We start from the raw sequence: 25,394 nt of genomic DNA on the forward strand, positions 1-25,394 counted from the left end.
TAAAGAACGGAGAGGGTGCCTACCATGTCCCCCGTGTGAAGTCCGAGAGCAGGTGCCTAATTCGATGGATGATGACGCGCCCGCCGTCAACGTAGTAGAACACCTTGAAGTTGTACACGTTGACGGATCTGTACTCGTGAAGCACGGGCTTCGGTGGCTCGAACTGGTAGACGGGGTGCTGCTCCGGCTCTTGGAGCAGGCGCTCAAAGGTGGAGAAGAACTCGTCCTCAAGGTGCTCGACAAAGGGCTCGTCTTGGTAGGTGAGCACGTAGTCCTCGAGTTTGCCGAGGTCTCTCACGGCATCGTCGGTGAGCAGGTATTCCTGGCACCTCACGACAATCGCCTCGCCTTGAGAGCAGCGCGAGCCTCCTTCGCGCTCAGGAGGGTGAGATTCCCTGCCGCCTCGCGTTGTTCGGTCTCTCGAATGGCTTGCGAGAATGACCGCTCCTGTGCGCTTGCCGCAGCGTTCCATGTGTCATAGTCAACCATCGCCCACTTGGGGCGTCCGTTTTGCGTGAGGACAACGACTTCGCCCTCGTCGGTGAACTGGGAGACGGACTTGATGTCTGCGCGAAAGTCGCTCACGGGGACAATCCTTGGCATGGCTCTCACCCCACTGCTATAGAAGAAATTTCTTCTATTGTAGCAATTGATGCCTAAGCAGGCTGTCTGCGGACAACACCCTCGTTCTTTAGCGGTTTTTGAGAATTGAGGCCGACGTTTGCCCAGGTCGTGCGAATCGCTTTTCTCGGATTCCGATAAAGAACGAGAGGGAGGCGGGATTCCGTGCGCAGGTACCCCTACTACTTGCTCCCTCTCTCCTTGCCGTTTGCCGCACGGCGCGCCATGTCCTGCAATTCTTCTGCGGCGTCGTTGGCCTTGTTACGCCACTCGGCGACCTTGGCCTTGTCGTGGGCGTTCTCGTACTGGGTGGCGATGAGCAGCGCGAGCCGCATGCGCTGCTGCGGCCCCTTGGCCTCCCCATACTGCTGCTCCATCTCGGCGATGTGGCTCGTGTCGTTCTCGGCGAAGATCTCCCACATGAGGCGCGACTCCTCGGCCACGGGCTTCTCGGCCGTCTTCTCGATCTCCTCGAGCAGCGGCTTTGCGTCCTTGTAGCGCTCGTGCTCCATGTAGAAGCGGTAGGCCTTCACCACGGCCTCGCTGCGCTGGTTCTTGGACGAGCGCATGGTGAGAAGGGCGTCGAGCTGGCGGGAGGCGCCCTCGACGTCGTCCTTCACGAGGTAGGCGTTGAGCTTCATGTACTCCCTGTTGAACGGGGGGTAGAGCCACTTGGAGCTGGGCTTGTCGAGAAGGTCGAGCGCCTCGTCGCAGCGGCCGTCGCGCAGGAGCAGGGCGAACTTGTTGAGGCGCGTGCTGCGCATGACCTGCTCGACGATGAAGTAGGCGGCCGCGATGGCAATGAGCGCGATGGTGATGGGGTTGAAGTCCATGGGGCCTCCGGATGACGTGGGGTTACTGCAGGCAACAGTGTAGCCCCGCGATGAGACAAAGGGACACTCCCTTTGTCTCATCGCGGGGCGTGCCGCGTATCCGCCAGATGGTCTAGCTCCCAAATTTGCGAGCTTATCTCCCAAAATTGGGAGCTAGTCTCGCACTGAGCATGAGCGACGCGTTATTGTCGATGCGGGGCTTGTGGGATTTGCAAACACTACGGAGAGGCGACATGGCAAAGGTGACGCTCAAGGACATCGCGCGCGAGGTGGGGCTTTCGCCTGCCTCGGTGTCTCTCGTTCTCAACAACCGACCGTGTCGCGTGAGCGAGGAGAACCGACGTCGTATCAAGGAGGTCGCGCGCCGCAAGCACTACATCCCCAACCAGATCGCCCGCAGCCTCGTGATGCAGCAGTCGCGCTCGTTTGGGCTGGTCGTGCCCAACATCCAGAGCCGCTACTTTGCCTCGCTTGCCAACAACCTCGAGATTCTCTGCCGCGAGAGGGGATACCTGCTGCTCATCACCAACTCCGTTGGTTCCTCCGAGAGCGACGCCGAGCTGGTCCGCCTGCTGGTGAACCGCGGAGTGGATGGCATCTTCCTTGTGGTCTCGGACGAGTTCACCACCGATAAGGAGCTGATAGATGACCTTACACAGCTGCCCGTTCCGCTTGTGATGGTTGACCGTTTTATTGATGGCGTGAGCTGTGACCGTGTGCGCTACGACAACGAGCTTGGCGGCTACCTGGCCACGGACCACCTGCTGCGCCACGGCCACCGACGCGTGGCATGCATCATCAATCCAGATTCCAATACCGGCCGGTTGCGCCTCGCGGGCTATCGCCGTGCGTTGGACGAACATGGCATTGCGTTTGATCCCGCGCTGGTCTTTGAGAGCGACTACTACATCCCCGACGCCTGGCAGGCGGCCGAGGGGCTTCTCGCCACGAACGCCACGGCAGCATTTGCGAGCAGCGACAACATTGCGCTGGGGCTGCTCAAGCGTGTGTACGAGCGCGGCCTTCGCGTGCCGGGCGACCTTTCGGTGGTGAGCTACGACAACAGCGCCGCAGACTCGCTCTTCGAGCCGGCGCTCACCTCCATCGAGCAGAACGTGCCGGCAATCTCCGAGGTCGCGGTGCAGATGATGCTCGCACGGGTAGGGGAGCACGCCGAGGACGCAGACGTTGCGGCGCCGGTCGAGCGCATGCTCACTCCGCGGCTAGTCGAGAAGGACAGCGTGCGGGCGTTGTAGGGGCGTCGGGCGGCGCGTGGTGTGGTCCGTTGGCACGAATTGACGGTTGGGCTACCGTTTTTCTCGATACCCCCAAGTATCCAGCGGTTCGATGTTTGATAAACCGCAGGTCAGAGATTTGCGCCTGCTGCGGCAACGTATAAGGGATTGAACCTAAGCTGCTGCCAACCGGAAGTCGCGCGGCGTGGAACCTGGTACCGACCTGGGGCCATGGGGCCGCCGCGCCCTTCTCGGTAGAGTTTAGCTCCATTTCTTAAAACGGTTTTGCGCCAACTGGGGAAACGTGAGGGGCGTTTAAGAAATGGAGCTAAACTCCGCGAAGAGCATGGTGGATGTGGCGCGGGCGGCAGACAGGTTCGTTTGCGCAGCGGACTGCGTCGCGCCCGAGGGCGAGTTATCGCAACAATTCCGTACAAAAGGAGCTCTCCGGCACGGCTCTGGCGCTCGAACGTGCGTTGTCGCAGGGATTCCGTATGAGACGTTCGATCGGCGTCGTTTTTCGCCGGAAGGGAAGTTCCCGCAGTGGCGTCGTACAAAGCCACGCTTTGGGCGTCAATTGTGCAGAACTTGCGGCGCTGTCGAGAATCCTCATCCATTCTCGTGTTGATAAAACGTTTTACCCACTACACTCAAACCGTGAGCAATGCGAAACAAGTAGGCGAGCGGTGCCAAACGCCCGCTCAAGTGGCGGTGTCAAGTGCCCGTCAGTGAGAGGAGAGAGAATGGCTCAGCCTGTGTTGGGAACTCCCTGGAAGAAGCTCAACGGCCCGGTGAGCGAGGACGAGATCGCGTGGGTCGACAAGTACTGGCGCGCCGCCAACTACCTGTCCGTTGGCCAGATCTATCTGCGCTCCAACCCCCTCATGCGCGCGGACTTCAAGAACCAGGACGGCCCCGACGGCTTTACCCGTGAGGACGTCAAGCACCGCCTCGTTGGTCACTGGGGCACCACGCCCGGCCTGAACTTCCTCTTTGGCCACGTGAACCGCCTCATCCGCGACCACCAGCAGAACGCCATCTTCCTCATGGGCCCCGGCCACGGCGGACCTGCCGGCACCGCGCAGTCCCTGCTCGACGGCACCTACCGCGAGATCCGTCCCGACATCACCGATGACGAGGCCGGCCTCCAGAAGTTCTTCCGCCAGTTCTCTTACCCCGGCGGCATCCCCAGCCACTACGCGCCCGAGACCCCTGGCTCCATCCACGAGGGCGGCGAGCTTGGCTACGTGCTCTCCCACGCCTACGGCGCCGTTCTCGACAACCCCAGCATGCTCGCGGTTGCCGTGGTGGGCGACGGCGAGGCCGAGACCGGCCCGCTTGCCACCAGCTGGCAGACGAACAAGTTCATGGACCCGCTCACGGACGGCATCGTCCTGCCGATCCTGCACCTCAACGGCTACAAGATCGCCAACCCCACCATCCTTGCCCGCATCTCCGACGGCGAGCGCGACGAGTTCTTCCGCGGCATGGGCTACCACCCCTACAACTTCGTTGCCGGCTTTGACGAGGAGGACCACGCCTCCATCCACCGTCGCTTTGCCACGCTCCTCGAGGCAGTCTTCGACGAGATCTGCGACATCAAGCGCCGTGCGGCCGCCGGCGAGGCGTCCCGCCCGTTCTACCCCATGATCATCTTCCGCACCCCCAAGGGCTGGACCTGCCCCAAGGAGATCGACGGCAAGAAGACCGAGGGTTCCTGGCGTGCGCACCAGGTGCCCCTGGCGTCCGCCCGCGACACCGAGGCCCACTTCGAGGTCCTCAAGGGCTGGCTCGAGTCATACGAGCCCGAGGGCCTCTTTGACGAGAAGGGCGCCATCCGTCCCGAGGTCACCGAGTTCATGCCCCAGGGCGAGCTGCGCCTGGGTGCCAACCCCAACACCAACGGCGGCAAGCTCCTCGAGGACCTCAAGCTCCCCGAGACGTCCAAGTACGAGATCGACGTCAAGAACGGTGGCCACGGTTTTGGCGCCACCGAGGCCACGCGCGTGCTGGGCGAGTACACCGCCGAGCTCATCAATAACAACCGCGACAAGTTCCGCATCTTTGGCCCTGACGAGACGGCCTCCAACCGCCTGCAGCCCAGCTACCAGGTGACGGACAAGCAGTGGTTCAACGGCGACCTCAACGACGACCCCGCAAACGACGAGCACCTCTCGCCCGTGGGCAACGTCATCGAGCAGCTGTCCGAGCACCAGTGCGAGGGCCTTCTCGAGGGCTACATCCTCACCGGTCGCCACGGCCTGTGGTCCAGCTACGAGTCGTTCGTGCACATCGTCGACTCGATGGTCAACCAGCACTGCAAGTGGCTTGAGGCCACCGTGCGCGAGATCCCTTGGCGCAAGCCCATCTCCGGCCTCAACATGCTGCTCTCCAGCCACGTCTGGCGCCAGGACCACAATGGCTTCTCGCACCAGGACCCCGGCTTTGTCGACGTGCTTCTCAACAAGACGTTCAACAACGACCACGTGGTGAACATCTACTACCCCGCCGACGCCAACCTGCTGCTGGCTGTGGCCGAGCGCTGCTACACGTCCACCAACTGCGTGAACGCGGTCTTCGCCGGCAAGCAGCCCGCCCCAACGTGGGTCACGCTTGACGAGGCCCGCGAGGAGCTTTCGGCCGGCGCCGCCGAGTGGAAGTGGGCGTCCAACACCGCCGACGGTGAGGAGCCCGACATCGTCCTCGGCTGCTGCGGCGACGTTCCCACGCAGGAGACCATGGCCGCCCTCGAGCTTCTCGACAAGCTGGGCGTGAAGTGCCGCCTGGTCAACGTGGTTGAGCTGCTCAAGATTCAGAACGCCTCCGAGAACGACGAGGCCCTCTCTGACGAGCAGTTCACGGCGCTCTTCACGGCCGACAAGCCCGTGCTCTTTGCCTTCCACGCCTATCCTGGCACGGTCCACCGCCTCATCTGGGACCGCCCGAACCACGACAACTTCCACGTCCACGGCTACGAGGAGCAGGGCTCCACGACCACGCCGTACGACATGCTGCGCCTGAACCACATGGACCGCTGGGCGCTCGCTGCCGACGCGCTGCGCATCCTGGACGCCGAGAAGTGGGCCGACCAGATTGCCGAGTGGGAGCAGTTCCGCCAGGACGCCTTCCAGTTTGCCGTCGACAACGGCTACGATCACCCCGCCTTCACCGACTGGGTGTGGCACGACGCCAAGGACACCGCCGCGGCGATCAGCGCCACTAAGGCCACCGGCGGCGACAACGAGTAGCCGGTAGGGCGATAGCCTCCGTTGCTTTGGGCGGCCTCGTACCCGTTTGGGCTGCGAGGCCGCTTTGCTGTATGCGGGGGCCTGTATGCGGGGCCTGTATGCGGAACCGTTGACGCCAGGGTGTCATGGGGACAGGAGCGCGTTGTTACCGGCCCATGGGATTCCCTCTGCGTTTCTGCAGGATTTGGCCGAGAAGCTCGATGGGCCGGTAACAGCACGGGGAAGAACGTCTCGCTTGTTACCGGCACGATTCGTGTTTTGGTTGCCAACAGGGGGAATGCTGGAGCTTCTCGCCGAGCCGGAAAGAACGAGAGGGAACGCTGGCCTCTTGTTACCGGCACGTGGAATTCCGTCTGCGTTTCTGCAGGATTCTGCCGGGAAGCGCGACGAGCCGGTAATAACGAGTGCAATGCGCCGTTCGCGCAAGCACTGCTCGCCGTCCGCTTCATGTCATTCAAAGCAAGCGTAACTTCACGTGTAGTTATGCAAGATTGCGAGCAGCGATGCTGGGCTTTTCTCGCCGTTGCCGTATCCTTCTTGCATGTCCGCATGAAAGGAACCCTGCATGGCGCGAAAACTGACCGATGTTGAACGCATGAACCTTGATTATCTGAGGGAGGCTCTCTGCCAAGTTCTGGAGCCTTCCCAGAAGAACAAGGCGGCTTCGGTGGCAAGCGCCCTCGTCCGCGTGCGCGGTGACGTGGTGACCGACGAGGATATCTCGCGGATCGTGGGGAGGTACGGCAAGGAAGCCCAGGCGGCGCTGACTGCGGCCGTGCGCTCAGAGGCGCTCGACCCCGTGGAGGGGCAGGATGGCATCTACACGCTGCGCGTTCCTGCGCAGGTAGAGGACGTTGCCGAGAAGCCCGAGGCAGCTGACCAGGCGACTGATGCCGAGGCCGATGCCGAGGTCGCGCCTGCGCCGGACACGGATGCCCCTGCGGAGACGGAGCCGGCGCCTGCCGCGGAGGCGACGGAAGCGGCCGCCGAGCCTGCCCCCGAGAGGAGAAAGCCGCGGCGACACAGGAGGAAGCAGGCTCCCGTGGAGCCAATGGCGGAGCCTGCTGAGAAGGACTTCTCGCCAGAAGCCTCGCCCGTCGCGGGGGAGGTCGCTGAACAGCCGGCAGCCGTGTCTGCCCCTGTGGCGTCCGCTCCCGAGGAAGAGCCCGCCGAACCAACCAAGGTCCCTGCGGACCCCGCGCCTCAGGCACCCGCCGAGAAGCCCGCCGAGAAGCCCGCCCGCACCGGCGCCACGCGCACCCAGCGCGGACGCTTCCGTCGGGTGGGGAAGGGCGGTCCCTCTCATCCCCTGCAGCTTTCCGAGGTCCCCTACGTGCGTCGCGGCGGCCCGGCCGAGACCGAGGTCCGCGCGAAGATCCTCGAACTCGACCAGCGCTTTTGGATGAACGGCTGGCTGCTCAGCCATCCCGGCGCCTACACGCTCTTCGAGCGCCAGCTCACCGCCATCAACAACGCGCTGGTAAACGGCGCGCTGCCGGGCGACATCACCCGTCGCCAGCTCGCCTACCAGATGGGTGGGGACGAGAAGTTCTTCGAGTACGGCTCCGACGGCCACAAGCTGCTGCGCGCGATGGGCATGGAGGACGTCATCCGCCACCGGCCCATGCCCAAGCCGGACCTTCTCTACCACGCGCCGCGCCGCAGGAAGCACATGCGCGTGCTGGTGACCGAGAACCTCGACCCCTGGCTCGACGTGCACGACCTCATGTACGAGGAGGGCCGCAACACCATTTTGGGCGAGCGCATCCATGCCGTGGTGCTTGGCGGGGGTACGCCCATTCTCGAGCACAACCGTCTTGCGCTGCTTCTTGACACCCTTGGCGCGGATTCCGTCGAGGTCCTCTACTGGGGCGACATCGACCGTGCGGGCATCGACATCATGGCGCGCCTACGCGACGTGCTGGGCGAGAACTACCCCTTTGCACCTTTCACCCCTGCCTACCAGCTCATGATTGACAAGGCGATGGAACGCTATCCGGATCCGTCTGACAACGAGCAGACCTGCCAGGTGAACCTTGGTATGCCGGACATGTCGCTTATGTGCGAGGGCCTCACCGAGGAGGCCGCCGCGTACGCGCGCAGCGTGGTGGAGGGCTGCCGACTCATCCCGCAGGAGATCCTCACCCGCCGCGACCTGTAGCGACCCGTAATGAGACAAGGGGAGTTTCCCTTTGTCTCATGGTGGGGTCGCGCGGGATTGCCCCGCAGTCAACAGACGAGGAGAACACCATGCCCAAGCTGCTCTTCATTGAGTATCCCAAGTGCTCGACCTGCAAGCGTGCCAAGAAGTGGCTGGACGAGCACGGCGTTGCGTACGCAGACCGCCACATCGTGGAGGAGAACCCCACTGCCGCCGAGCTTGCGGAGTGGCAGGCTCGCTCCGGCCTCCCCGTGCGGCGCTTCTTCAACACCAGCGGGCAGCTCTACCGACAGCTGGGCGTCAAGGCGCAGCTGGACGCGGGGATGAGCGACGCAGAGGCCTTCGACCTTCTCGCCACCAACGGCATGCTGGTCAAGCGGCCGCTGGTCGTGGGGGAGGACTTCGTGCTCGTTGGCTTCAAGGAGCCCGAGTGGTCTGATCGCCTCCTGTAGGCGGGATTCCATTCCCCGGCAACGGAATCCCGTTGCCGGGGAATGGAATCCCGTTACCGGGGAGAAAAATCCCATCACGCGCGGCGCAGGATCTTCTCGAGCGGACGTCCCTTTGCCAGCTCGTCCACCAGCTTGTCCAGCACGCGCACCCGGTGCATGGTGGGGTCCTCCACCTGCGCCACGTCAACGCCGCAGACCTTGCCGCTCACCAGCGCGGCCGCCGGGTTGTACGCCGGGGCGTCCTCAAGCCAGTCGGCAAAGCTCACCGCCCCCAGGCGCTCGTCGGTAAGGTCCTCGGGCGCGTAGCCGAGAAACCACTCGATAACGGACGCCAGCTCCTCTCGGCTCCTGCCCTTGCGCTCGACCTTGGCGGCGAGAAGGTCCACGTAGCGCTTGGCCGGCCCGTCCACCTGTGCGCAGACGAGAGTGACGTCCACGCTCTCTCCGGGCCCTTTGCCAATGGCCGCACGCATGTCCTTGCGGATGCCCAGCACGTAGTCGCGCCCGCCGTCGTCCCGCTTGAAGGCAACCACGCTGCCGTCGTAGGGCACGCCATCAAAAGTTGCATGCACCTTGATGCGCCCCGCACCGAACACCCTCGGCAGGTCGAGCGGTACCTGCACAAACGCGCCGTCGATGCCCTCGACCTTCTCAATGGTCGCGGGAAAGCTGTAGCTCTTCATGCCTGCTCCTCTCAGCGGTATCGCGAGAAGTATCGCATAGAGCGGCGCCATGTTTCGCCACGCCATTCCGTTGGGTCAAGTTTGTTGCTAGACGCTGCATGTTGCCATTGGGCAGGTCAGGGCGTGCTATCTTCCGGCTCATCGACGAGAAGATAGGAGCAACCATGGCGTTTGAGCTGCCGGTCTATCACCACCCCGATTTCTCCGCGCTCGGCTTGGACGACGCGCCAAACGTGAGGTGGGCTACCGTCGAGCAGGATGGCGTGATACCCGAGGGCTTCCATAGCACGTCAATGTACCCGGAATACTTCAAGATTGATGGCAGCTGGAAGCTGGCCGCCTCTTCTCGCATGGATGCCTGTATCGTTCTCCGGGCCGACGGCACCCTCCATGTGGTCACGGGCCGTCACCTCAAGCAGGGGGAGCTGGTTGCGCTGGGACGCAGCGAGGACGGCTCCGAGGGAATCTACGTCCACGCGGACGGTTTCGAGGACCCCTCCGCATCCAATGGCGAGAAGTTCTCCTTCCGCCAGGGCCGAAGCCGCGAAACCGCCTACACCCGCGACTACGACGACCTTATCGAGCTGCTGAGGTACGAACGCGATCACGGGTTCATCGAATGGGTGATGGGACCGGCGTTTGCGTTCGACGCGGACTCTCGCCACGCCATGCAGCGACTGGTGGAGGAGGGCTACGTCCACGCGCTCTCAGGCGGCAATGCGCTGGCCACGCATGACCTCGAGGGCGCCATGTTCCACACGGCGCTTGGCCAGGACATCCGCACGCAGCAGAGCATGCCAAATGGGCACTACAACCACCTGGACACCATCAACCGCGTGCGACGGTCTGGCTCCATCGCGCAGTTTGTGGATGACTACGACCTGCGCGACGGCATCATGTACGCATGCGTGAAGAAGAACGTTCCCTTCCTGCTCGCGGGGTCGATTCGCGACGACGGACCGCTGCCCGAGACCATCGCGGACGTGTACGAGTCCCAGCACCAGATTCGGGTGCTCGCGCGCAAGGCCACGACCGTGATCTGCATGGCCACGATGCTGCACACGATCGCGACCGGCAACATTACGCCCAGCTACCACGTCAATGATGACGGAACCGTGCGGCCGGTCTACATCTATGCCGTCGACGCTTCGGAGTTTGTCGTCAACAAGCTGCACGACCGCGGGAGTCTCTCGGCCAAGACGATCGTCACCAACGTGCAGGACTTCATCTTCATCGTGGCCAAGGGCCTTGGCGTGATCTAGCGGCTGCGCGGGCTGCGGTCGCTCGGATGCGGTCGCTCGGGCTGCGGTCGCCTAGAGCACAATCTCGACGGTGTGGTCCCCGATTGCCTGGCGCGGCGCCGAGTACTCCTGCGCCATGAATTGCCGCATGTACTCGACGCCAGGCTTCCAGTCGAGCAGTGCCCAGATCAGGAGTTGTCGCCTGTCACAGACGGCGGGGGAGTCGAACGCTTTCCAGCACAGGGAGAAATCCCGGTCAGAGAAACGCTCGGCAGCGCGAATGACCTGTTGCATGAGGGTGTCGAGGCCATAGCGGACGAACAGGTCTTCCATCGTGGCATTGACGATGACCAAGCCTCGCGACGCAAGCTCTCGCGTCCGGCGCAAGTCGTCGACGTACTTCTCGCGAACCTGGTTTTTCTCGTGAGCGACCTCATCCTGGAAAAGCACGCTGCCGGGATTCTCGGCCGCCACAGTGGCGGCTGCGACAATGCGGTCCAGTTCAAGGTGGCCGCCGCCTTCATAGTTGATGCCAACGGGCGTCTTTGGTACCAGCATGTCCGGCACTCGCGACCCCTTCTCGTGGCATATGGCGTGGCCGCCACCTGCGTCTGACCGCTCGTTCAGGGTGAGCCTGCCAAGGCCGTATCCCAGGTTCTCAATTGGAAGGGCTGCCATGGCAGCAATGAGCGATTCCGTGGGCGACCACGAATTGTCTGATACATACTTTATGCATTCCCTTGCAGCGCAGAGTCCTGGAATGCCGTGACATCGCGCTATGAAGTTCTCGATTTTCTCGACAGTCGTAAGCGGCGACACCCCGTAGGTGATCGGGCCGAGCCTTGGGGCGCCTGCGTCACGCGAGTATTTTCCGGTGAGCTCGTAGCCGAGAAGAACCAGCACCTGCGGAATCATCACGGTTGCGAGCTCGACAAACAGCAGCTCGGGCGATGCGATTTGGATTCCGTGGCCAATGTCCAGGAATGCGTCATCAGGAAGTCCCGCCGAGTAGATGGTGGACGAGAAGAACCTCGCACGGATGCGATTGGCATCAGTCGGGACGGCAACGTGAAGTGGCGCTCGCTGGCTTGGCTGGGGTAGGCCCAACCAGTCAAGGTGGGCGGTTGCTGGTGACCAGCGCTTCTTGCCATCCGGGCGCTGGGGTGAGCGGAGAGAGACTCTTGCCATGTAGTTGATAGCCCGATTGACCTGCGGTGCCTTTCCGCATCTGATTGCCCTGATTGCTTGAAGCGCAGATTGTTTGTTAAGCGACAGCTGCATGGTTCACCCGCCCCCCAGTCGATTGGTGGCGAGTAGTTTACAGAGGAGCGGCAGCCGAGAAGCACTAATAATCAATGAATATTACGCTGAGAATATGCATTGTCACCTCATGTCACCTTGGGTCGCGCTTTACCGCATTCTCGCCGGGTTATTTATGCTCGCGCGGGCCCAAAAACCTTGGTTTCCTCTCTTTTTCGAGTGATCTGATTGTGCTGCCGCATGCCGCAGGTAGTTTTCTGACAAGAATCATTCGAGGTTCTGACCAAAATCTGTCAGGAATGGCAGGCTCTGCTCGCGTGCAAAAATGTATACAAAAGTTTCAACTGCTTTCTTCAGTGGCTCGGCCGCGACCTCGCTTCATTGGCGCCCCGGCTCGACCGTGCGCCCGGCCCTCCCCGCGCGCAGCCCTCCCACGCGCTCCAGCCGTTGTTACCGGCTCGTTGGTGGCTGTGGCTGTCAACTGGTCAAATGTGCGCGCTGCATGACGGGCCGGTAACAAGGGGTATTCTGGCAGCCGGTAACTCGGAAGCTTGTTACCGGCACAATTGACCTGGCGGCTGGCAACTGGGGAAATGCTCGGATTGCTTGTCGTGCCGGTAACAAGGGCCTTGCGGCCGGACCCGTTGTTACCGGCCCGTCTCGGTGCTTGGACATTTCCGCAGATGAGACGTGATGAACGCCACGTGCCGGTAACAACGAGATGCCCCCGGTGCCAGGAATGGTGTCGGAACCAGACACGGACCAGTGACATGGTCTTCAACAGCGGTGCCTTCGACAGTGCGTCTACCCATTGTGGAGCGCGTGTGACACTCGTGCCATGACAAGCACGCCGAGAAATAACTACTCACACTGTGCAATACTTCACAAGGCGTGAAATAGTACTCACTGTGTGAAGAAATGGGGGCCAGGGCTTGAGCCAAACCGTCAGCGTCGCCGCGCCGGCCGCAAGCGCAGAGGACACCCCGCAGGTCACGGACCGTCGCACGCGTCGCACGCGCCTCGCGCTCCGGGACGCGCTCGCGGAGGAGATAGCCGCCACGGGCGACCTTTCCCGCGTCACGGTGACTGCCGTGACCAGCCGCGCCGGAGTCACACGTCGCACGTTCTACTCGCACTACAAGGACATCCCGGACCTCGTGAACTGCATCGAGAAGGAAACGGTCACGGAGCTTCGCCCCCTCGTGGCGCAGCTCTCCCAGGTGCACCTCGACGAGCTCGCGGATGCCATCAACCACCAGGAGCCCTGCCCGGGCTCGCAGGAGATTCTCTCCTACTTCAAGGAGCGCGGCTCGTACCTGCGTCCGCTTCTGGGCGAGGGCGGCGACCCGGCCTTCTCGCAGCGCATCCGCTCCATGGTCCACGAGGTCGTGGCCGGCCGCGCGCTCGACGGCATCGACCTGCGCGCCGTGGGCGCCTTCTTTGACTACTACCTCACCTTTGCGATATCTGCCGAGGTCGGCGTGCTCCTGCGCTGGCTCGAGGGCGGCATGCGCGAGAGCGTGCGCACCATGGCACGCATCATGACCGCCCTCATGTTCGTGCGCCCCGGCGACCTGTACGACAGCCCCATAGAGCTCGACCTACCCAGCTTTGCGCTGGCAGTCATGCTTCCCGACGAGGAGGACAACAACTGATGACCGAGAACAACGCAACTGCCGAGCCGCTCGAGCTCACCGAGAACGGCGCGGAGCTCTACCCCGCAACGCCGCAGGACTTCACCGGCGCCGACCTGCGCCTGGGCATCGACGTGGGCTCGACCACGGTCAAGCTTGCCGTCATCGACGCCTCGGGGAACCTGGTCTACGCCAACTACGAGCGCCACCACACCGACATCCGCGCCACGGCCAAGGAGCTCTTCGCGGGCGCCCAGCGCGTGGTGGGCAACGTCCCCATGCGCGTCTCGATCACCGGCTCCGGTGGCATGCTGCTTGCCAAGTGGCTCGACCTCGAGTTTGTCCAGGAGGTCATCGCCTCCAAGCGCGCCGTGGAGACCCTCATCCCCCAGACCGACGTCGCCATCGAGCTTGGCGGCGAGGACGCCAAGATCATCTACTTCGACAACGGCATTGAGCAGCGCATGAACGGCACCTGTGCCGGTGGCACGGGCGCCTTCATCGACCAGATGGCAACCCTGCTCAAGACCGACGCCATGGGCCTGAACGAGCTGGCCAAGGGCGCCACACAGATCCACCCCATCGCCAGCCGCTGCGGCGTCTTTGCCAAGTCCGACGTCCAGCCGCTGCTCAACGAGGGCGCCCGCCCCGAGGATGTGGCCGCCTCGATCTTCCAGGCCGTGGTCACGCAGACCGTCTCGGGCCTGGCATGCGGCCACCCCATCAAGGGCTACGTGGCCTTCCTCGGCGGGCCCCTCCAGTACCTCTCCGAGCTGCGCCGCCGCTTCTACATAACGCTCGACCTCGACGAGGAGCACCGCGTGGTTCCCACTAACGCGCACCTCTTCGTGGCCACCGGCGCCGCGCTGGCGGGCGAGTCCGAGAAGCGCGTGTCCTTTGCCGAGGTCATCCACTCGCTCGAGCAGCTGAGGGACGTCCAGGGCTCCGAGGTCCAGCGCCTGGACCCGCTCTTTGCCACCGAGGAGGACTACAAGGAGTTCAAGGAGCGCCACAACAAGGAGGTCGTGCCCAAGGGCGACCTGGCCAGCCACCGCGGCCGCGTCTTCATCGGCATCGACGCCGGCTCCACCACCATGAAGTGCGCCGTGGTGGGCGAGGACGGCGAGCTTCTCTACACCTGGTACGGCAACAACAACGGCGACGTCCTGGGCACCGCGCGCCACATCATGGACGGCATCTACGACGCCATGCCCGAGGGCACGACCATCGGCCACGTGACTACCACGGGCTACGGCGAGGGCATCCTCATCGAGGCCCTGCGCGCGGACTCCGGCGAGATCGAGACCGTCGCCCACCTGCGCGGTGCGAAGGCCTTCGTCCCCGGCGTCGAGTTCATTCTCGACATCGGCGGCCAGGACATGAAGTGCCTCCAGGTGCGCAACGGCGTCATCGAGCACATCATGCTCAACGAGGCCTGCTCCTCGGGCTGCGGGTCGTTCATCGAGAGCTTCGCCAAGTCCATGGACATGACCGTCCAGGAGTTCGCGAAGGTCGCCGTGACCGCAAAGGCCCCCGTGGACCTGGGCAGCCGCTGCACCGTCTTCATGAACTCCCGCGTCAAGCAGGCGCAGAAGGAGGGCGCGACCATCGGCGACGTGGCCGCGGGCCTCTCGTACTCCGTGATCAAGAACGCCCTCTTCAAGGTAATCAAGCTGCGTGACTTTGACGAGATTGGCACGTACTGCGTGGTCCAGGGCGGCACCTTCATGAGCGACGCCACCCTGCGCGCCTTCGAGCTGCTCACCGGCCGCCAGGTCATCCGTCCCGACATCGCCGGCTGCATGGGCGCCTACGGCGCGGCGCTTCTCGCCCGCGACCGCGCGGGCGCCACGGGAACCTCGACGGTCCTCTCGCGCGAGGACATCGACAACCTCAAGGTCAAGCACACCAACGTCCACTGCGGGCGCTGCGCCAACAACTGCCTGCTCACGATCAACGACTTTGGCGGCGGCCACCGCTTCATCACGGGTAACCGCTGCGAGAAGGGCGCCGGTCGCTCGGGCAAGACCAAAAACGACGCCCCCAACCTCTTCGAGTTCAAGAACAAGCTGCTGTTCGATCGTCCCTGCCTGGACGCCGAGACGGCGCCGCGCGGAACGGTGGGCATCCCCCGCGCGCTCAACATGTACGAGAACTACCCCTTCTGGCACGCGTTCTTCACCAAGCTGGGCTTCTCGGTGATGATCTCTGACCAGACGTCCTCGAAGACCTACGACGCCGGCATCGAGTCCATGCCCTCCGAGTCCGCCTGCTACCCGGCAAAGCTGAGCCACGGTCACATCATGAACCTCCTTGCCAAGGACCCGGACTTCATCTGGATGCCCTGCATCCGCTGGGAGCGCAAGGAGGACGACACCGCCACCAACCACTACAACTGCCCGATCGTGATGAGCTACCCGCAGGCGCTGGGCCTGAACGTTGACGAGCTCTCGGATCCCAGCGTGGAGTACCTGGCGCCCTTCGTGCCGTATGACGACAAGCGCGAGCTCAAGCGCCGGCTGTACGAGCTCATCTCGGTCCAGCGCGAGCAGGACGCCGCCAAGGGCAAGGGACGCTTCCGCGGTCCGCACATCACGCGCGCCGAGGTCGACGAGGCCGTGAACGTTGCCTGGCAGGCCGACATCGACTTCAAGAACGCCATGCACCGCGCAGGCGACGAGGCCCTGGCCTGGATGGAGGAGCACAACGCCCACGGCATCGTGCTGGCGGGGCGCCCCTACCACAACGACCCCGAGATCAACCACGCCATCCCCGAGCTGGTGCACTCGTTTGGCTTCGCGGTTCTCACCGAGGACTCGGTGTCGCACAAGATGAGCCCCGAGCGCCCCATCCGCGTGGTTGACCAGTGGATGTTCCACAGCCGCCTCTACCGCGCCGCTCGCTTTGTGGCCACCCGCAACGACCTCGACCTCATCCAGCTCTTCTCGTTTGGCTGCGGCCTGGACGCCCTCACCACCGACCAGGTCCAGGAGATTCTCGAGGCATCCGGCAAGATTTACACGGTGCTCAAGATCGACCAGGTCTCCAACCTGGGCGCCGCCCGCATCCGCATCCGCTCGTTGATGGCGGCCCTGAAGGAGCAGAAGGAGCAGCTCGAGGAGAAGACCGCCGAGGGCGAGGCCAAGGAGGTCGAGCCCGTGGGCGTGCACCTGGCCGACGGCTCGCTCGAGCGCGCCCGCAAGACCGACCTCTCGCGCCGCACGCCCGTCTACCGCGAGGCCAAGAGCGCGGCCTTCCAGAAGGTGCGCTACACCAAGGAGATGCAGGACGCGCACTACACCATCCTTGCGCCGCAGATGAGCCCCGTGCACTTCGAGCTGGCCGAGGCGGTCCTTCGTGACTACGGCTACAACCTGGTGCTTCTCCCCTCCGTCGACCAGGGCGCCGTGGACGCCGGCCTGAAGTACGTGAACAACGACATCTGCTACCCCTCCATCCTCACGGTGGGGCAGATCATGGAGGCCATCGAGAGCGGCAAGTACGACCTCTCGCACACGGCCGTCCTCATCTCCCAGACGGGCGGCGGCTGCCGAGCCACCAACTACATCGCCCTCATCCGCAAGGCCCTGCGCGAGAGCGGCCACCCCAACATCCCCGTGATCTCGATCAATATGGCCACGGGGCTGGACGAGGACAACCCCGGCTGGTCCATCAAGGATCCGGCCCTTCTCACCAAGGCGATCTACATCCTGCTCTACGGCGACCTCATGATGCAGTGCGTCTACCGCACGCGTCCGTACGAGGCCGAGAAGGGCTCGGTCGACGCGCTGCACGACAAGTACATGGCCCGCATGAAGGCGGCCGTGCACACGCTCAACAAGCGCAGCTTCGAGGAGATCTGCCAGGAGACCATCACGGCCTTCGACCAGATCCCGCTGGTGAACGACCGCTCCAAGCCGCGCGTTGGCGTGGTGGGCGAGATTCTCGTCAAGTTCCACCCCACGGCCAACAACCAGCTGGTCAAGGTCATCGAGGCGGAGGGCTGCGAGGCCAACGTGCCCGGGCTTGTCGACTTCTTCCTCTTTGGCCTCACGAGCCCCATCAACATGAAGGGTGAGCTTGGCTCCAAGGCGTCCAAGCGCCTCACGCACATGGCGGGCATCAAGCTCATCGAGGCCGCCCGCAAGCCCATGGACCGCATGCTCGCGCAGTCCTCGCGCTTCGAGCCCTACGAGGACATCTTCGAGCTTGCCGACAAGGCCGAGCAGGTCCTCTCGCTCTGCAACACCATGGGCGAGGGATGGCTCCTCACGGCCGAGATGGTCGACCTCATCGAGCACGGCACTCCCAACATCGTGTGCGCGCAGCCCTTCGCCTGCCTGCCCAACCACGTGGTCGGCAAGTCCGTGATCAAGCGTCTGCGCCAGATGCACCCCGAGAGCAACATCGTGGCCGTGGACTACGACCCCGGCGCGTCCGAGGTGAACCAGCTCAACCGCATCAAGCTCATGATCAGCGTGGCCAAGGAGAACTACCGCAACGACCACGGGCGCGGGTTCCGCCTGGAGAACCCCAACGACCCAACGGTGAACGACGCCGTGGCGCCCTACGTGGATGAGTCGCGCTACCACCACGACTCCATCGTGAACGAGGGCGGCGTGGGCCACGGCGTGCCGGCGATCCACCTCTCGGACGAGCAGCTCGCCCAGATCGAGGACGCAAAGCGCCGCGCTGGCGTGATCAAGTAGGGGGGCAGCGCGGGCGGCGGGCATTCCGTCGCCCGCGTTTTTTCTCGCGCGGGGCGCTTGAGCCTATCGAGCGGCGCCACACAATCGGGCCCGTACCTGTATCCCGCACAGGTCGATACAAGTTCGCGTGCCGAATGTGTAGCGCTATTCTCGCCCAGCCCCCGGAACGGGATTCCGTTGCCTGGCAATGGAATCCCGTTGCCCGGCAAAATAATTCCGCGGGAGCGGCATAATCGGTGAGGCCCACAACCGAGAGGAGACATCGCACCGTGCTCAAGCTCGTCTTTGTCGATATGGACGATACCTTCCTTACGCCCGAGAAGACCATCACGCCGCTCAACCGCAAGGCGCTCGACCTTGCGTACGAGCGTGGCATCCAGTTTGTGCCGTGCACCGGCCGCAACTACACCGGCCTTCCGGACGAGCTGGTACACCACCCCAGCGTGCGCTATGCCGTGTGCTGCAACGGGGCAATCGTCCGCGACCTGCGCGAGAACCGCAACCTGCGTGAGGTCACCATGGATCGCGCGCTTCTGCATGACCTTTGGCACCAGATTGAGGGACTTGAGATAACCTTCGACCTCTTTGCCGACAATGGCGTCTTCACGGCACGCGACCGCTGGCACATCATCGACGAGATGGACATCCCCGAAGGCACGCGGGCGATGCTCAGGAGAGTGCGCGTCCGCTGTAACCAGAGTACGGACGAGATGATCGATTCGGTCCACAGCATCTATCGCGTGAACATCTTCTATCTCACGGAGCAGGACTGCCTTGCCGTGCGCCGCGCAATAGAGGCGCGGCCCCAGCTCACGCTCGCCTCGTCCTTCTCGTGCAACCTCGAGACGACCCAAGTTGGTGCCGACAAGGGCGCGGGTCTCACGTGGCTCTGCGACTACCTGGGCGTCTCGCCCAAAGACGTCATTGCCTTTGGCGACTCGTCGAACGACATCCCCATGCTTCGGGTGGCTGGCGACGGCGTGGCCATGGCAAACGCCTTCCCCGAGTGCCGCGCGGCAGCCGACCACACAACCACAAGCTGCGAGGACTCCGGGGTGGCGCGCTACCTCATGAGGGAGGGAGCGCCCCTCTCCGCAAGGGTGTAGACTTTCGGCTGGTGAGCAAAACGGCCCGCACGCGGCGGGCCACCACACGGCAATCCGAAAGGAAGACCGCATGAGCGACGTTCTCGAGCGCTTCCTGCGCTACGTGCAGGTTGATTCCCCCTCCGACCCGGACAACGAGGAGGAGGTGCCCTCGAGTCCTCTGGAGCACGGCATGGCGCGCCTCCTGGCAGACGAGCTCACGGCCATGGGTTGCGTGGACGTGAGCGTGGACGAGCACGCCTACGTCCTGGGGACCGTCCCCGCCTCCGCTGGCGCCGAGGGCCTGCCCGCCCTCTGCCTGTGCTCGCACCTCGACACCACGGCTGACGCCCCCTCGCTGGGCGTGCGCCCGCACGTGGTGCACTACGAGGGCGGAAACCTTGTGGCTGGCGTGGTGGACGGCCAGGCCGTCGAGACCACGCCCGAGCAGGTGCCGGATCTCGCGGGCTTCGTGGGCCAGGACATCGTGTGTCCGGACGGATCGACGCTCCTGGGCGCGGACGACAAGGCCGGCGTCGCCGAGATATGCGCGCTTGCTGCCCGTCTCCTCAAGGATCCGAGCATTCCGCATCCCACCCTCAAGCTGGCCTTTGTTCCCGACGAGGAGATTGGCCACGGGGCTTCCCTTCTCGACCTCGAGAAGCTCGGCGCGGCCTGGGGCTACACGGTCGACGGCGAGGCACTGGGCGAGTTCAACTACGAGACGTTCAACGCCGCCGAGGCCCTGGTGCGCGTGCGTGGCGTGATGGTGCACCCCGGTTCGGCAAAGGATGTCATGGTGAACGCCATCACCGTCGCCGCCGAGTTCGACCAGCTGGTGCCCGCAGCCGAGAGGCCCGAGCACACGAGCGGCCGCGAGGGCTTCTATCATCCCACGCTGATTCGCGGCACGGCCTCGGAGCTCACGCTCTCCTACATCGTGCGCGACCACGATGCCGAGAAGTTCTCGCAGCGTCAGCAGACGCTCTGCGACATCGCGGAGTTCCTGAACAAGCGCTATGGCGAGGGGACCGTCACCGTGACGCTGCACGAGCAGTACCGCAACATGGCCGAGGCGTTTGGCGAGTGCCCCTTCCTCATCGACAATGCGCTTGCCGCAAACCGCGAGGCCGGCGTGGAGCCCAGCGTCGTCGCCGTGCGCGGCGGCACCGACGGCTCGCAGCTCTCGCTTCGTGGCCTTCCGTGCCCCAATATCGCTACCGGTGGCTACAACGCGCACTCGGTGCGCGAGTTCATCCCCGTGTCCTCGCTCGAGACCACGGTCGACATCCTGCAGAACCTTGTCGCCAAGTTCGCCGTGCCGCAGACGGCCAGCCAGCAGGCGGCCCGATGAGCCCCGAGGTGGCAGATCTCTTCTCGGTGGCGGCTGCCGTGCTGCCCGTGCTTGCCTGTCTCGTCGAGTGGGCGGGCAGCGTGGGCATCTCGGAGCGGCACCACAGCCACCACGACACCTACGTCATCTCCTCGGCGCTCTCGCGCTCGTTTGCGTTCGCGATGCTGCTCATGGGGGCCATCGGGCTCATGCTCGGTTGGCTCTGCGACATGGGCGGCTTCGATTCCAGCGCGGATGTGGTGGTGCCGTTCTTCTCGGCCTTCGTGATCGTGCTCTTCGTGCTGTGGGCGCTCATGAGGCGCTATCGTGTCTCGCTCTACGACGACTTCATGGACGTGAGGCCGTATCTTGGCTCCGTGCGGACGATTAGGTACGACAAGATCGAGCGCATGGAGTGGCGCGGCGTTCGGTGTGGGACGGGTTTCAGAAGCCTCGAGGTCATCTCGGCGGGGGAGCGGCCGGTGAGGCTTCCGGGAGTGCTGGACCTTGAGCACATCCTCGTCCACATCGACCGCGACGACGCGCTGGTTGGAGGCATGCCACAGCGGCGCTAGGCGTGGGCCTTCTCGGCGCCCCCTGGCTCCGCTTGCATGGGGCTTGCCTGTTCCTGACAACTCTCGCGTTGCGTGCCGTTGGGCACCCCTATGATGGTAGTAAGCTGCCCAATCGCATTTATCCGGGGGTCATCGCCTTGATCAAGCTCGTTCTCTCCGACATGGACAACACGCTCATCCCGTTTGGGGCGCGCCACGTCTCGCCGCGCACGCTCGAGGCCATCCACGACGTGATCAATGCCGGGGTCCACTTTGGCCCGGACACGGGGCGCGACTACGTGGAGCTCATGCGCTTCTTCCACATGGACGAGGCGTGCTTCATGACGGGGATCATGTCCAACGGCAAACGCGTGCGCGTGGATGGCCGCGACGTGTGGACCTACTCGATTCCGCACGACTGGCTCCAGCGCATCGCGGACGCGCTCAAGCCCGAGCGTGGGATGTTCCTCGTGTGCTTCCCCCTGGACACCAACCTCTTCAACCCCGGCTACGTGGTGGGTGCCTCGGAGGAGGAGATGAACGAGTACGAGAGGCTCGTTCACTTCAACGGCGGCCGCGTGGAGGACGTCCCCAACATCGACTTCATTGCCGCCGCCATCGCGTGCAATGGTGACGAGAAGCGCCATGCCTACTGCCAGCGGCTCATTGCCGAGGCGTGCCCCGAGGTGGAGACCATCATGTCGGTTCCCAACTGGTTCGACGTGCTGCCGCTGGGCATCAACAAGGCGTCGGCGCTCGACACCATCCTTGACGCCGTGGGGGCAACGCGCGACGAGGTCGTGGTCTTTGGGGATTCCGGAAACGACGTTGCCATCCTGAGCGAGGTTCACTACTCCGTTGCCGTGGCAAACGCGACGGACGAGGTCAAAGGGGTCTGCAACTTCCACTGCGGGGCGTCGGAGGACGAGGGCGTGGCGGACGCGCTGTTCGAGATTGCCCGCGCCACTCGCGCCAACGAGGTTCCGGCGTTTCTGAGGGAGGGCTAATGGTACGTCTCATCGCTGCCGACATGGACGGCACCCTGCTCGACGAGAACGCTCAGGTCCCCGAGGAGACCTTCGAGCTCATCGAGGCGCTGCGCGAGCGCGGGGTCATCTTCTGCGCGAGCTCCGGGCGCAGGTACAAGACGCTGCGCTGGCTCTTCGAGCCCGTGGCTGACAGGATCGACTACGTGGCGTCCCTCGGCACGCAGGTCTACGCCGACGGCGTACTGCTTGACCGCGAGGTCTTCTCGACGCGCGCGGTGCTGCGGCTCTTCCGCACGTGCCAGGAGTTCGACTGCTTCCACCTGGTGCTCTACGATCGCTCGCGCACCTACCTGCTCAACGACCAGAGCAACTACGTGCGCGAGCTCGACAAGGACCTGCCCAACGCCGAGCGCGTCTTTGACCCGCCGTCGCCGGACGTGAGCATTATCAAGGCGGCCATCTGCTACGACCGCACGCACGAGATCATGGACATGGTCTACGTGCTCGAGCGCGAGCTGGGTGACGTCTTCTCGTTCATGCCGTCGGGCAACACCTGGATCGACGTCACGCCGCGGGGGATCAGCAAGGCCACGGGGCTGGAGGCGCTGCTAGGCTACTATGGCATCGATAGGTCCGATGTGGTGGCGTTTGGCGACTCGATGAACGATTACGCGATGCTGCGGTACGTGGGGCATCCCTATGTGATGGGCAACGCGCGCTATGCCGTGAAGCAGATTGCCGAGAAGGTCGTGGGCACCAACGCCGAGCATGCCGTGCAGACGGAGATGCGCAGGATCCTCGAGGAGCTGGGGTAGGGCGGCTGCGAAGATTTTGTCCACTCTGTGGAGATGCTGCCCAGTGTTGACCGCAAGAGGTCCTGAGCATATAGTTATTTCTTGCGCTGAGGCGCAACCCATTGCGGGGTGGAGCAGTTTGGTAGCTCGTCGGGCTCATAACCCGAAGGTCGCAGGTTCAAATCCTGCCCCCGCGACCATAGAATCGCAGGCCAGAGGATGTGTCCTCTGGCCTTTTTCGTTATCTGTGGGCCATGCAACTTTTCTGCCCGGCAACTCAATCCCGCGGTTGTGCTTTAGCGGCGCATGAGATGGGCCACGGCAATCGTTATCGCCGCGGCCCTCCGCACCTCGTTCCCGCTTGCCATAGATTGCGACCTTAGACGTCTGCGTTACACCGTCGCGCGCTCGCACGCAACCTGGCGCTCGGCCTCCTGGTCGAGACGTTCGGTGAGCCAGACCTTGATGACTGCCTGGCGGTTCACACCCATGCGCTCGGCCGCGCGGTCCAGCCCCCTCACCAGCTCCTCGGGCACATCCATGCTGATACGCCTCGCCGCGCGTTCCTTGTTGGGGTGCCTCGCCGTCGACATGTCCATGTAAGGAGTAACGTCGCCGCCCTTGTCGAAGAGCCCGTCGAACTCCTCGGTGTTAATCGTTGCCATATACGTCGACCTCCTTCTTACTCGACTTCCTTGCCGATATGATGCGCACTTTTTCGTTGCGGTAGGTGATGACCGCGGTGAGATAGGCGTTATTGCCCACGTGGCCAATGACCACCCATCGTTCCTCGGGCAGCGTCGTGACGTGGACCTCAAGGAACGTGGGGTCGTCCCAGATGGCTTCCGCCTCCTCGAACGAGACCCCGTGCTTGCTACGTCGCTGCGTCCTTCGCCTCGTCCCACTCGAACTTGTAGTCCTCTTTCAAAAGAATGTACCCTCCCATACGCTCACCAAGCTTATTTCAGGCGCTGTACGGTTGCGTGGAAACACTTTGCGCTGTAACCTTCGGCGCCTGGCGCGCCCTGTCTCAACGAACATGTCCTCAAGCTGTCCCAGGTGCAATCCCGTCCCGTCGCGGCATGCAATCGAGTTGCCCGGCAACTCAATCCCGCCCATTTAGGTAGCCATTTCCCGGCAGCTGCAAAATATTCTGTGAAGGCTTACTGCCAGGACGGCGAGAATGTCTCCCTCTTGGATTTCTACATTATGATGTGAGTGGTAACCAGGTAGTGACTTGGTCTCACGCCGCCACACCAATATCCTGCGGAGAATGACATGGGTTCCAACTGGGTTGTTTGCTCTACTGCTGTGACCTTTGGACGCGGCTCGGATGAACCAATCGAGCGCCTCAAGGCCGCTGATTGCGAAGTCCGACTCAATCCCTACGGTCGTCCGCTGACAAAAGCGGAGATGCTGGACTTCGCGGGGGATGCAAACGCAATCATTCTTGGTAATGACGACCTGCCCGCAAGCGTCATCCGTCGCCTCAAGAAGTTGAAAATTATTGCCCGCTACGGCGTAGGCTTCGACGGGGTGGATGTGGCAGAAGCTCGTGCCCTTGGCATCGAAGTTACGTATGCTCCTGCGTCAAACCGTGAGGAGACTGCGGATTTTACGTTTGGGCTCATCCTTGACCTCGAGCGGCACATCTCGCAGATGGTCATAGATACGCGATCGGGTGGATGGACAAAGCTGACGGGCACGAGTCTCTACGGTAAGACCATCGGTATCATCGGCGTCGGTCAGATTGGGTGCGCCGTGGCTCGCAGAGCGATGGGCTTCGGCATGGACATCCTTGGCTATGACATCGTCCAGCGCAATGAGGCCACAGTCTATGGCGTTGTCTACACCACGCTGAACGACCTGCTGAGAAGGTCCGACATCATCACAATTCACCTTCCGTTGGACGAGTCGACGAAAAACCTCATTGGGGCTCGGGAGCTGAGGCTCGTCAAACCGGGGTCCATTCTCATCAACACGGCACGAGCTGGTATCGTGCGACATGGAGCTCTCGATAACGCTCTGCAGTCTGGGAGACTTGCAGGCTTTGCCATTGACGTCTTCTCCAAGGAACCGCCGGAGCACCAGCCCTATTACGACTACGATAACGTGCTCGTCACACCGCACGTTGCGGGAAATACCTTTGAGAGTAGCCGCCGCATGGGCAATATCGTCGTGGACAATATCCTTGCAGTTAAGTCCGGAGTCGAGCCGCCGGATCCCATCACTCCTCAGCACCTGTATGAGTCCATGATGGTGATGGGACAGTCGGCAGACGGCGAGTAGTTTTTCTGGCTGCGAGTGATCAACACATTTTTGGCTTGGCAGCGTCTCCCTATGATGTTTTGAGCGTGCTGGTTTGAGCCCATATAATATGCAAGAGTAGCTGATATTCATACAAATAGTGATGTCACACGATTGCATTTGGGGTCTTATAAATATGTAGAAACTATGAACATATAACTGTTCATAAAGAAAAATATACGCATAGAATCATATAAGTGCAGGTAACAGCATAACAATACACATTATTAAATACAAATAATGCTCAATCTAAAA

At 63.1% G+C, this 25,394-nt stretch carries 19 protein-coding genes, 1 tRNA gene and 1 pseudogene; 14 read left to right on the plus strand and 7 right to left on the minus strand.

Annotation, left to right across the window (positions count from 1 at the left end):
- Window positions 1–19: 19 nt before the first annotated feature.
- The 3 genes from BT122_RS06880 to BT122_RS06890 form a co-directional block, all read right to left on the minus strand.
- Complete coding sequence (locus BT122_RS06880; protein WP_072355238.1) at window positions 20–334, minus strand: type II toxin-antitoxin system RelE/ParE family toxin; 315 nt, start codon at window positions 332–334, stop codon at window positions 20–22.
- Window positions 331–603, minus strand: a complete 273-nt coding sequence (locus tag BT122_RS06885; protein ID WP_072355239.1) for a type II toxin-antitoxin system prevent-host-death family antitoxin — start codon at window positions 601–603, stop codon at window positions 331–333. Before BT122_RS06885 ends, BT122_RS06880 begins: the two co-directional genes overlap by 4 nt.
- A 200-nt stretch (window positions 604–803) precedes the next feature.
- Window positions 804–1,454 (minus strand): hypothetical protein, encoded by a 651-nt coding sequence (locus BT122_RS06890; protein ID WP_072355240.1) that lies wholly within the window; start codon window positions 1,452–1,454, stop codon window positions 804–806.
- A 233-nt stretch (window positions 1,455–1,687) separates the two neighbouring features.
- On the opposite strand from BT122_RS06890, the gene BT122_RS06895 reads away from it, so the two are divergent.
- From BT122_RS06895 to BT122_RS06910, 4 genes are all read left to right on the plus strand, one after another.
- Window positions 1,688–2,710, plus strand: a complete 1,023-nt coding sequence (locus BT122_RS06895) for a LacI family DNA-binding transcriptional regulator (protein WP_072355241.1) — start codon at window positions 1,688–1,690, stop codon at window positions 2,708–2,710.
- A 722-nt stretch (window positions 2,711–3,432) separates the two neighbouring features.
- Window positions 3,433–5,937 carry a phosphoketolase gene (locus BT122_RS06900; RefSeq protein ID WP_059055081.1) on the plus strand — a complete coding sequence of 835 codons (2,505 nt, stop codon included), beginning with the start codon at window positions 3,433–3,435 and terminating at the stop codon, window positions 5,935–5,937.
- Between the two features lie 565 nt (window positions 5,938–6,502).
- Window positions 6,503–8,098, plus strand: a complete 1,596-nt coding sequence (locus BT122_RS10730) for a Wadjet anti-phage system protein JetD domain-containing protein (RefSeq protein WP_083432370.1) — start codon at window positions 6,503–6,505, stop codon at window positions 8,096–8,098.
- A gap of 89 nt (window positions 8,099–8,187) precedes the next feature.
- Window positions 8,188–8,550 (plus strand): arsenate reductase family protein, encoded by a 363-nt coding sequence (locus BT122_RS06910; protein WP_072355332.1) that lies wholly within the window; start codon window positions 8,188–8,190, stop codon window positions 8,548–8,550.
- A gap of 74 nt (window positions 8,551–8,624) precedes the next feature.
- Here the strand turns inward: BT122_RS06910 and BT122_RS06915 are convergent, their stop codons facing one another.
- Complete coding sequence (locus tag BT122_RS06915; RefSeq protein ID WP_286130334.1) at window positions 8,625–9,233, minus strand: DUF2200 family protein; 609 nt, start codon at window positions 9,231–9,233, stop codon at window positions 8,625–8,627.
- A gap of 164 nt (window positions 9,234–9,397) precedes the next feature.
- Here BT122_RS06915 and BT122_RS06925 point away from each other — a divergent pair, with 164 nt between their 5' ends.
- Window positions 9,398–10,495 (plus strand): putative NPN-dependent ornithine cyclodeaminase, encoded by a 1,098-nt coding sequence (locus BT122_RS06925; RefSeq protein ID WP_072355242.1) that lies wholly within the window; start codon window positions 9,398–9,400, stop codon window positions 10,493–10,495.
- A gap of 51 nt (window positions 10,496–10,546) precedes the next feature.
- Here BT122_RS06925 and BT122_RS06930 read toward each other — a convergent pair whose 3' ends face one another.
- Window positions 10,547–11,755: a hypothetical protein gene (locus tag BT122_RS06930; RefSeq protein WP_177242205.1), complete on the minus strand. Its 1,209-nt coding sequence runs from the start codon at window positions 11,753–11,755 to the stop codon at window positions 10,547–10,549.
- A gap of 911 nt (window positions 11,756–12,666) precedes the next feature.
- Between BT122_RS06930 and BT122_RS06935 the strand changes: the two genes are divergently transcribed.
- The 8 genes from BT122_RS06935 to BT122_RS06970 all read left to right on the plus strand — a co-directional run bounded on the left by BT122_RS06935 (window position 12,667) and on the right by BT122_RS06970 (window position 23,032).
- Window positions 12,667–13,389, plus strand: coding sequence for a TetR/AcrR family transcriptional regulator (locus BT122_RS06935; RefSeq protein ID WP_072355244.1), 723 nt, complete (start codon window positions 12,667–12,669; stop codon window positions 13,387–13,389).
- Window positions 13,389–18,077: a 2-hydroxyacyl-CoA dehydratase gene (locus BT122_RS06940; protein WP_072355245.1), complete on the plus strand. Its 4,689-nt coding sequence runs from the start codon at window positions 13,389–13,391 to the stop codon at window positions 18,075–18,077. Before BT122_RS06935 ends, BT122_RS06940 begins: the two co-directional genes overlap by 1 nt.
- A 269-nt stretch (window positions 18,078–18,346) precedes the next feature.
- Window positions 18,347–19,183, plus strand: coding sequence for a Cof-type HAD-IIB family hydrolase (locus BT122_RS06945; RefSeq protein ID WP_072355246.1), 837 nt, complete (start codon window positions 18,347–18,349; stop codon window positions 19,181–19,183).
- Window positions 19,184–19,253: 70 nt separating this feature from the next.
- Window positions 19,254–20,516, plus strand: a complete 1,263-nt coding sequence (gene pepT, locus BT122_RS06950; protein WP_072355247.1) for a peptidase T — start codon at window positions 19,254–19,256, stop codon at window positions 20,514–20,516.
- Window positions 20,513–21,070, plus strand: coding sequence for a hypothetical protein (locus BT122_RS06955; protein WP_072355248.1), 558 nt, complete (start codon window positions 20,513–20,515; stop codon window positions 21,068–21,070). The genes pepT and BT122_RS06955 overlap by 4 nt, the downstream gene beginning before the upstream one ends.
- Window positions 21,071–21,207: 137 nt before the next feature.
- Entirely contained in the window at window positions 21,208–22,056 is an 849-nt protein-coding gene (locus tag BT122_RS06960; protein WP_072355249.1) for an HAD family hydrolase, read from the plus strand.
- Window positions 22,056–22,853 carry a Cof-type HAD-IIB family hydrolase gene (locus tag BT122_RS06965; protein ID WP_072355250.1) on the plus strand — a complete coding sequence of 266 codons (798 nt, stop codon included), beginning with the start codon at window positions 22,056–22,058 and terminating at the stop codon, window positions 22,851–22,853. The genes BT122_RS06960 and BT122_RS06965 overlap by 1 nt, the downstream gene beginning before the upstream one ends.
- A gap of 102 nt (window positions 22,854–22,955) precedes the next feature.
- Window positions 22,956–23,032, plus strand: a tRNA-Met gene (locus BT122_RS06970).
- 192 nt (window positions 23,033–23,224) lie between these two features.
- On the opposite strand, the gene brnA is transcribed toward BT122_RS06970, so the two are convergent.
- A complete protein-coding gene (gene brnA, locus BT122_RS06975; RefSeq protein WP_072355251.1) occupies window positions 23,225–23,497 on the minus strand; it encodes a type II toxin-antitoxin system BrnA family antitoxin in 273 nt (90 codons plus the stop codon).
- Window positions 23,484–23,711, minus strand: a pseudogene (locus BT122_RS11265) (BrnT family toxin); the annotation flags it as partial. The pseudogene BT122_RS11265 and the gene brnA, both read right to left, overlap by 14 nt.
- A gap of 399 nt (window positions 23,712–24,110) precedes the next feature.
- Here BT122_RS11265 and BT122_RS06985 point away from each other — a divergent pair.
- Complete coding sequence (locus BT122_RS06985) at window positions 24,111–25,121, plus strand: phosphoglycerate dehydrogenase (protein WP_072355252.1); 1,011 nt, start codon at window positions 24,111–24,113, stop codon at window positions 25,119–25,121.
- Window positions 25,122–25,394: the final 273 nt, after the last annotated feature.

Origin of the sequence: Olsenella sp. kh2p3 (genome assembly GCA_900119625.1) — a bacterium.
Taxonomy (GTDB): Bacteria; Actinomycetota; Coriobacteriia; order Coriobacteriales; family Atopobiaceae; genus Tractidigestivibacter.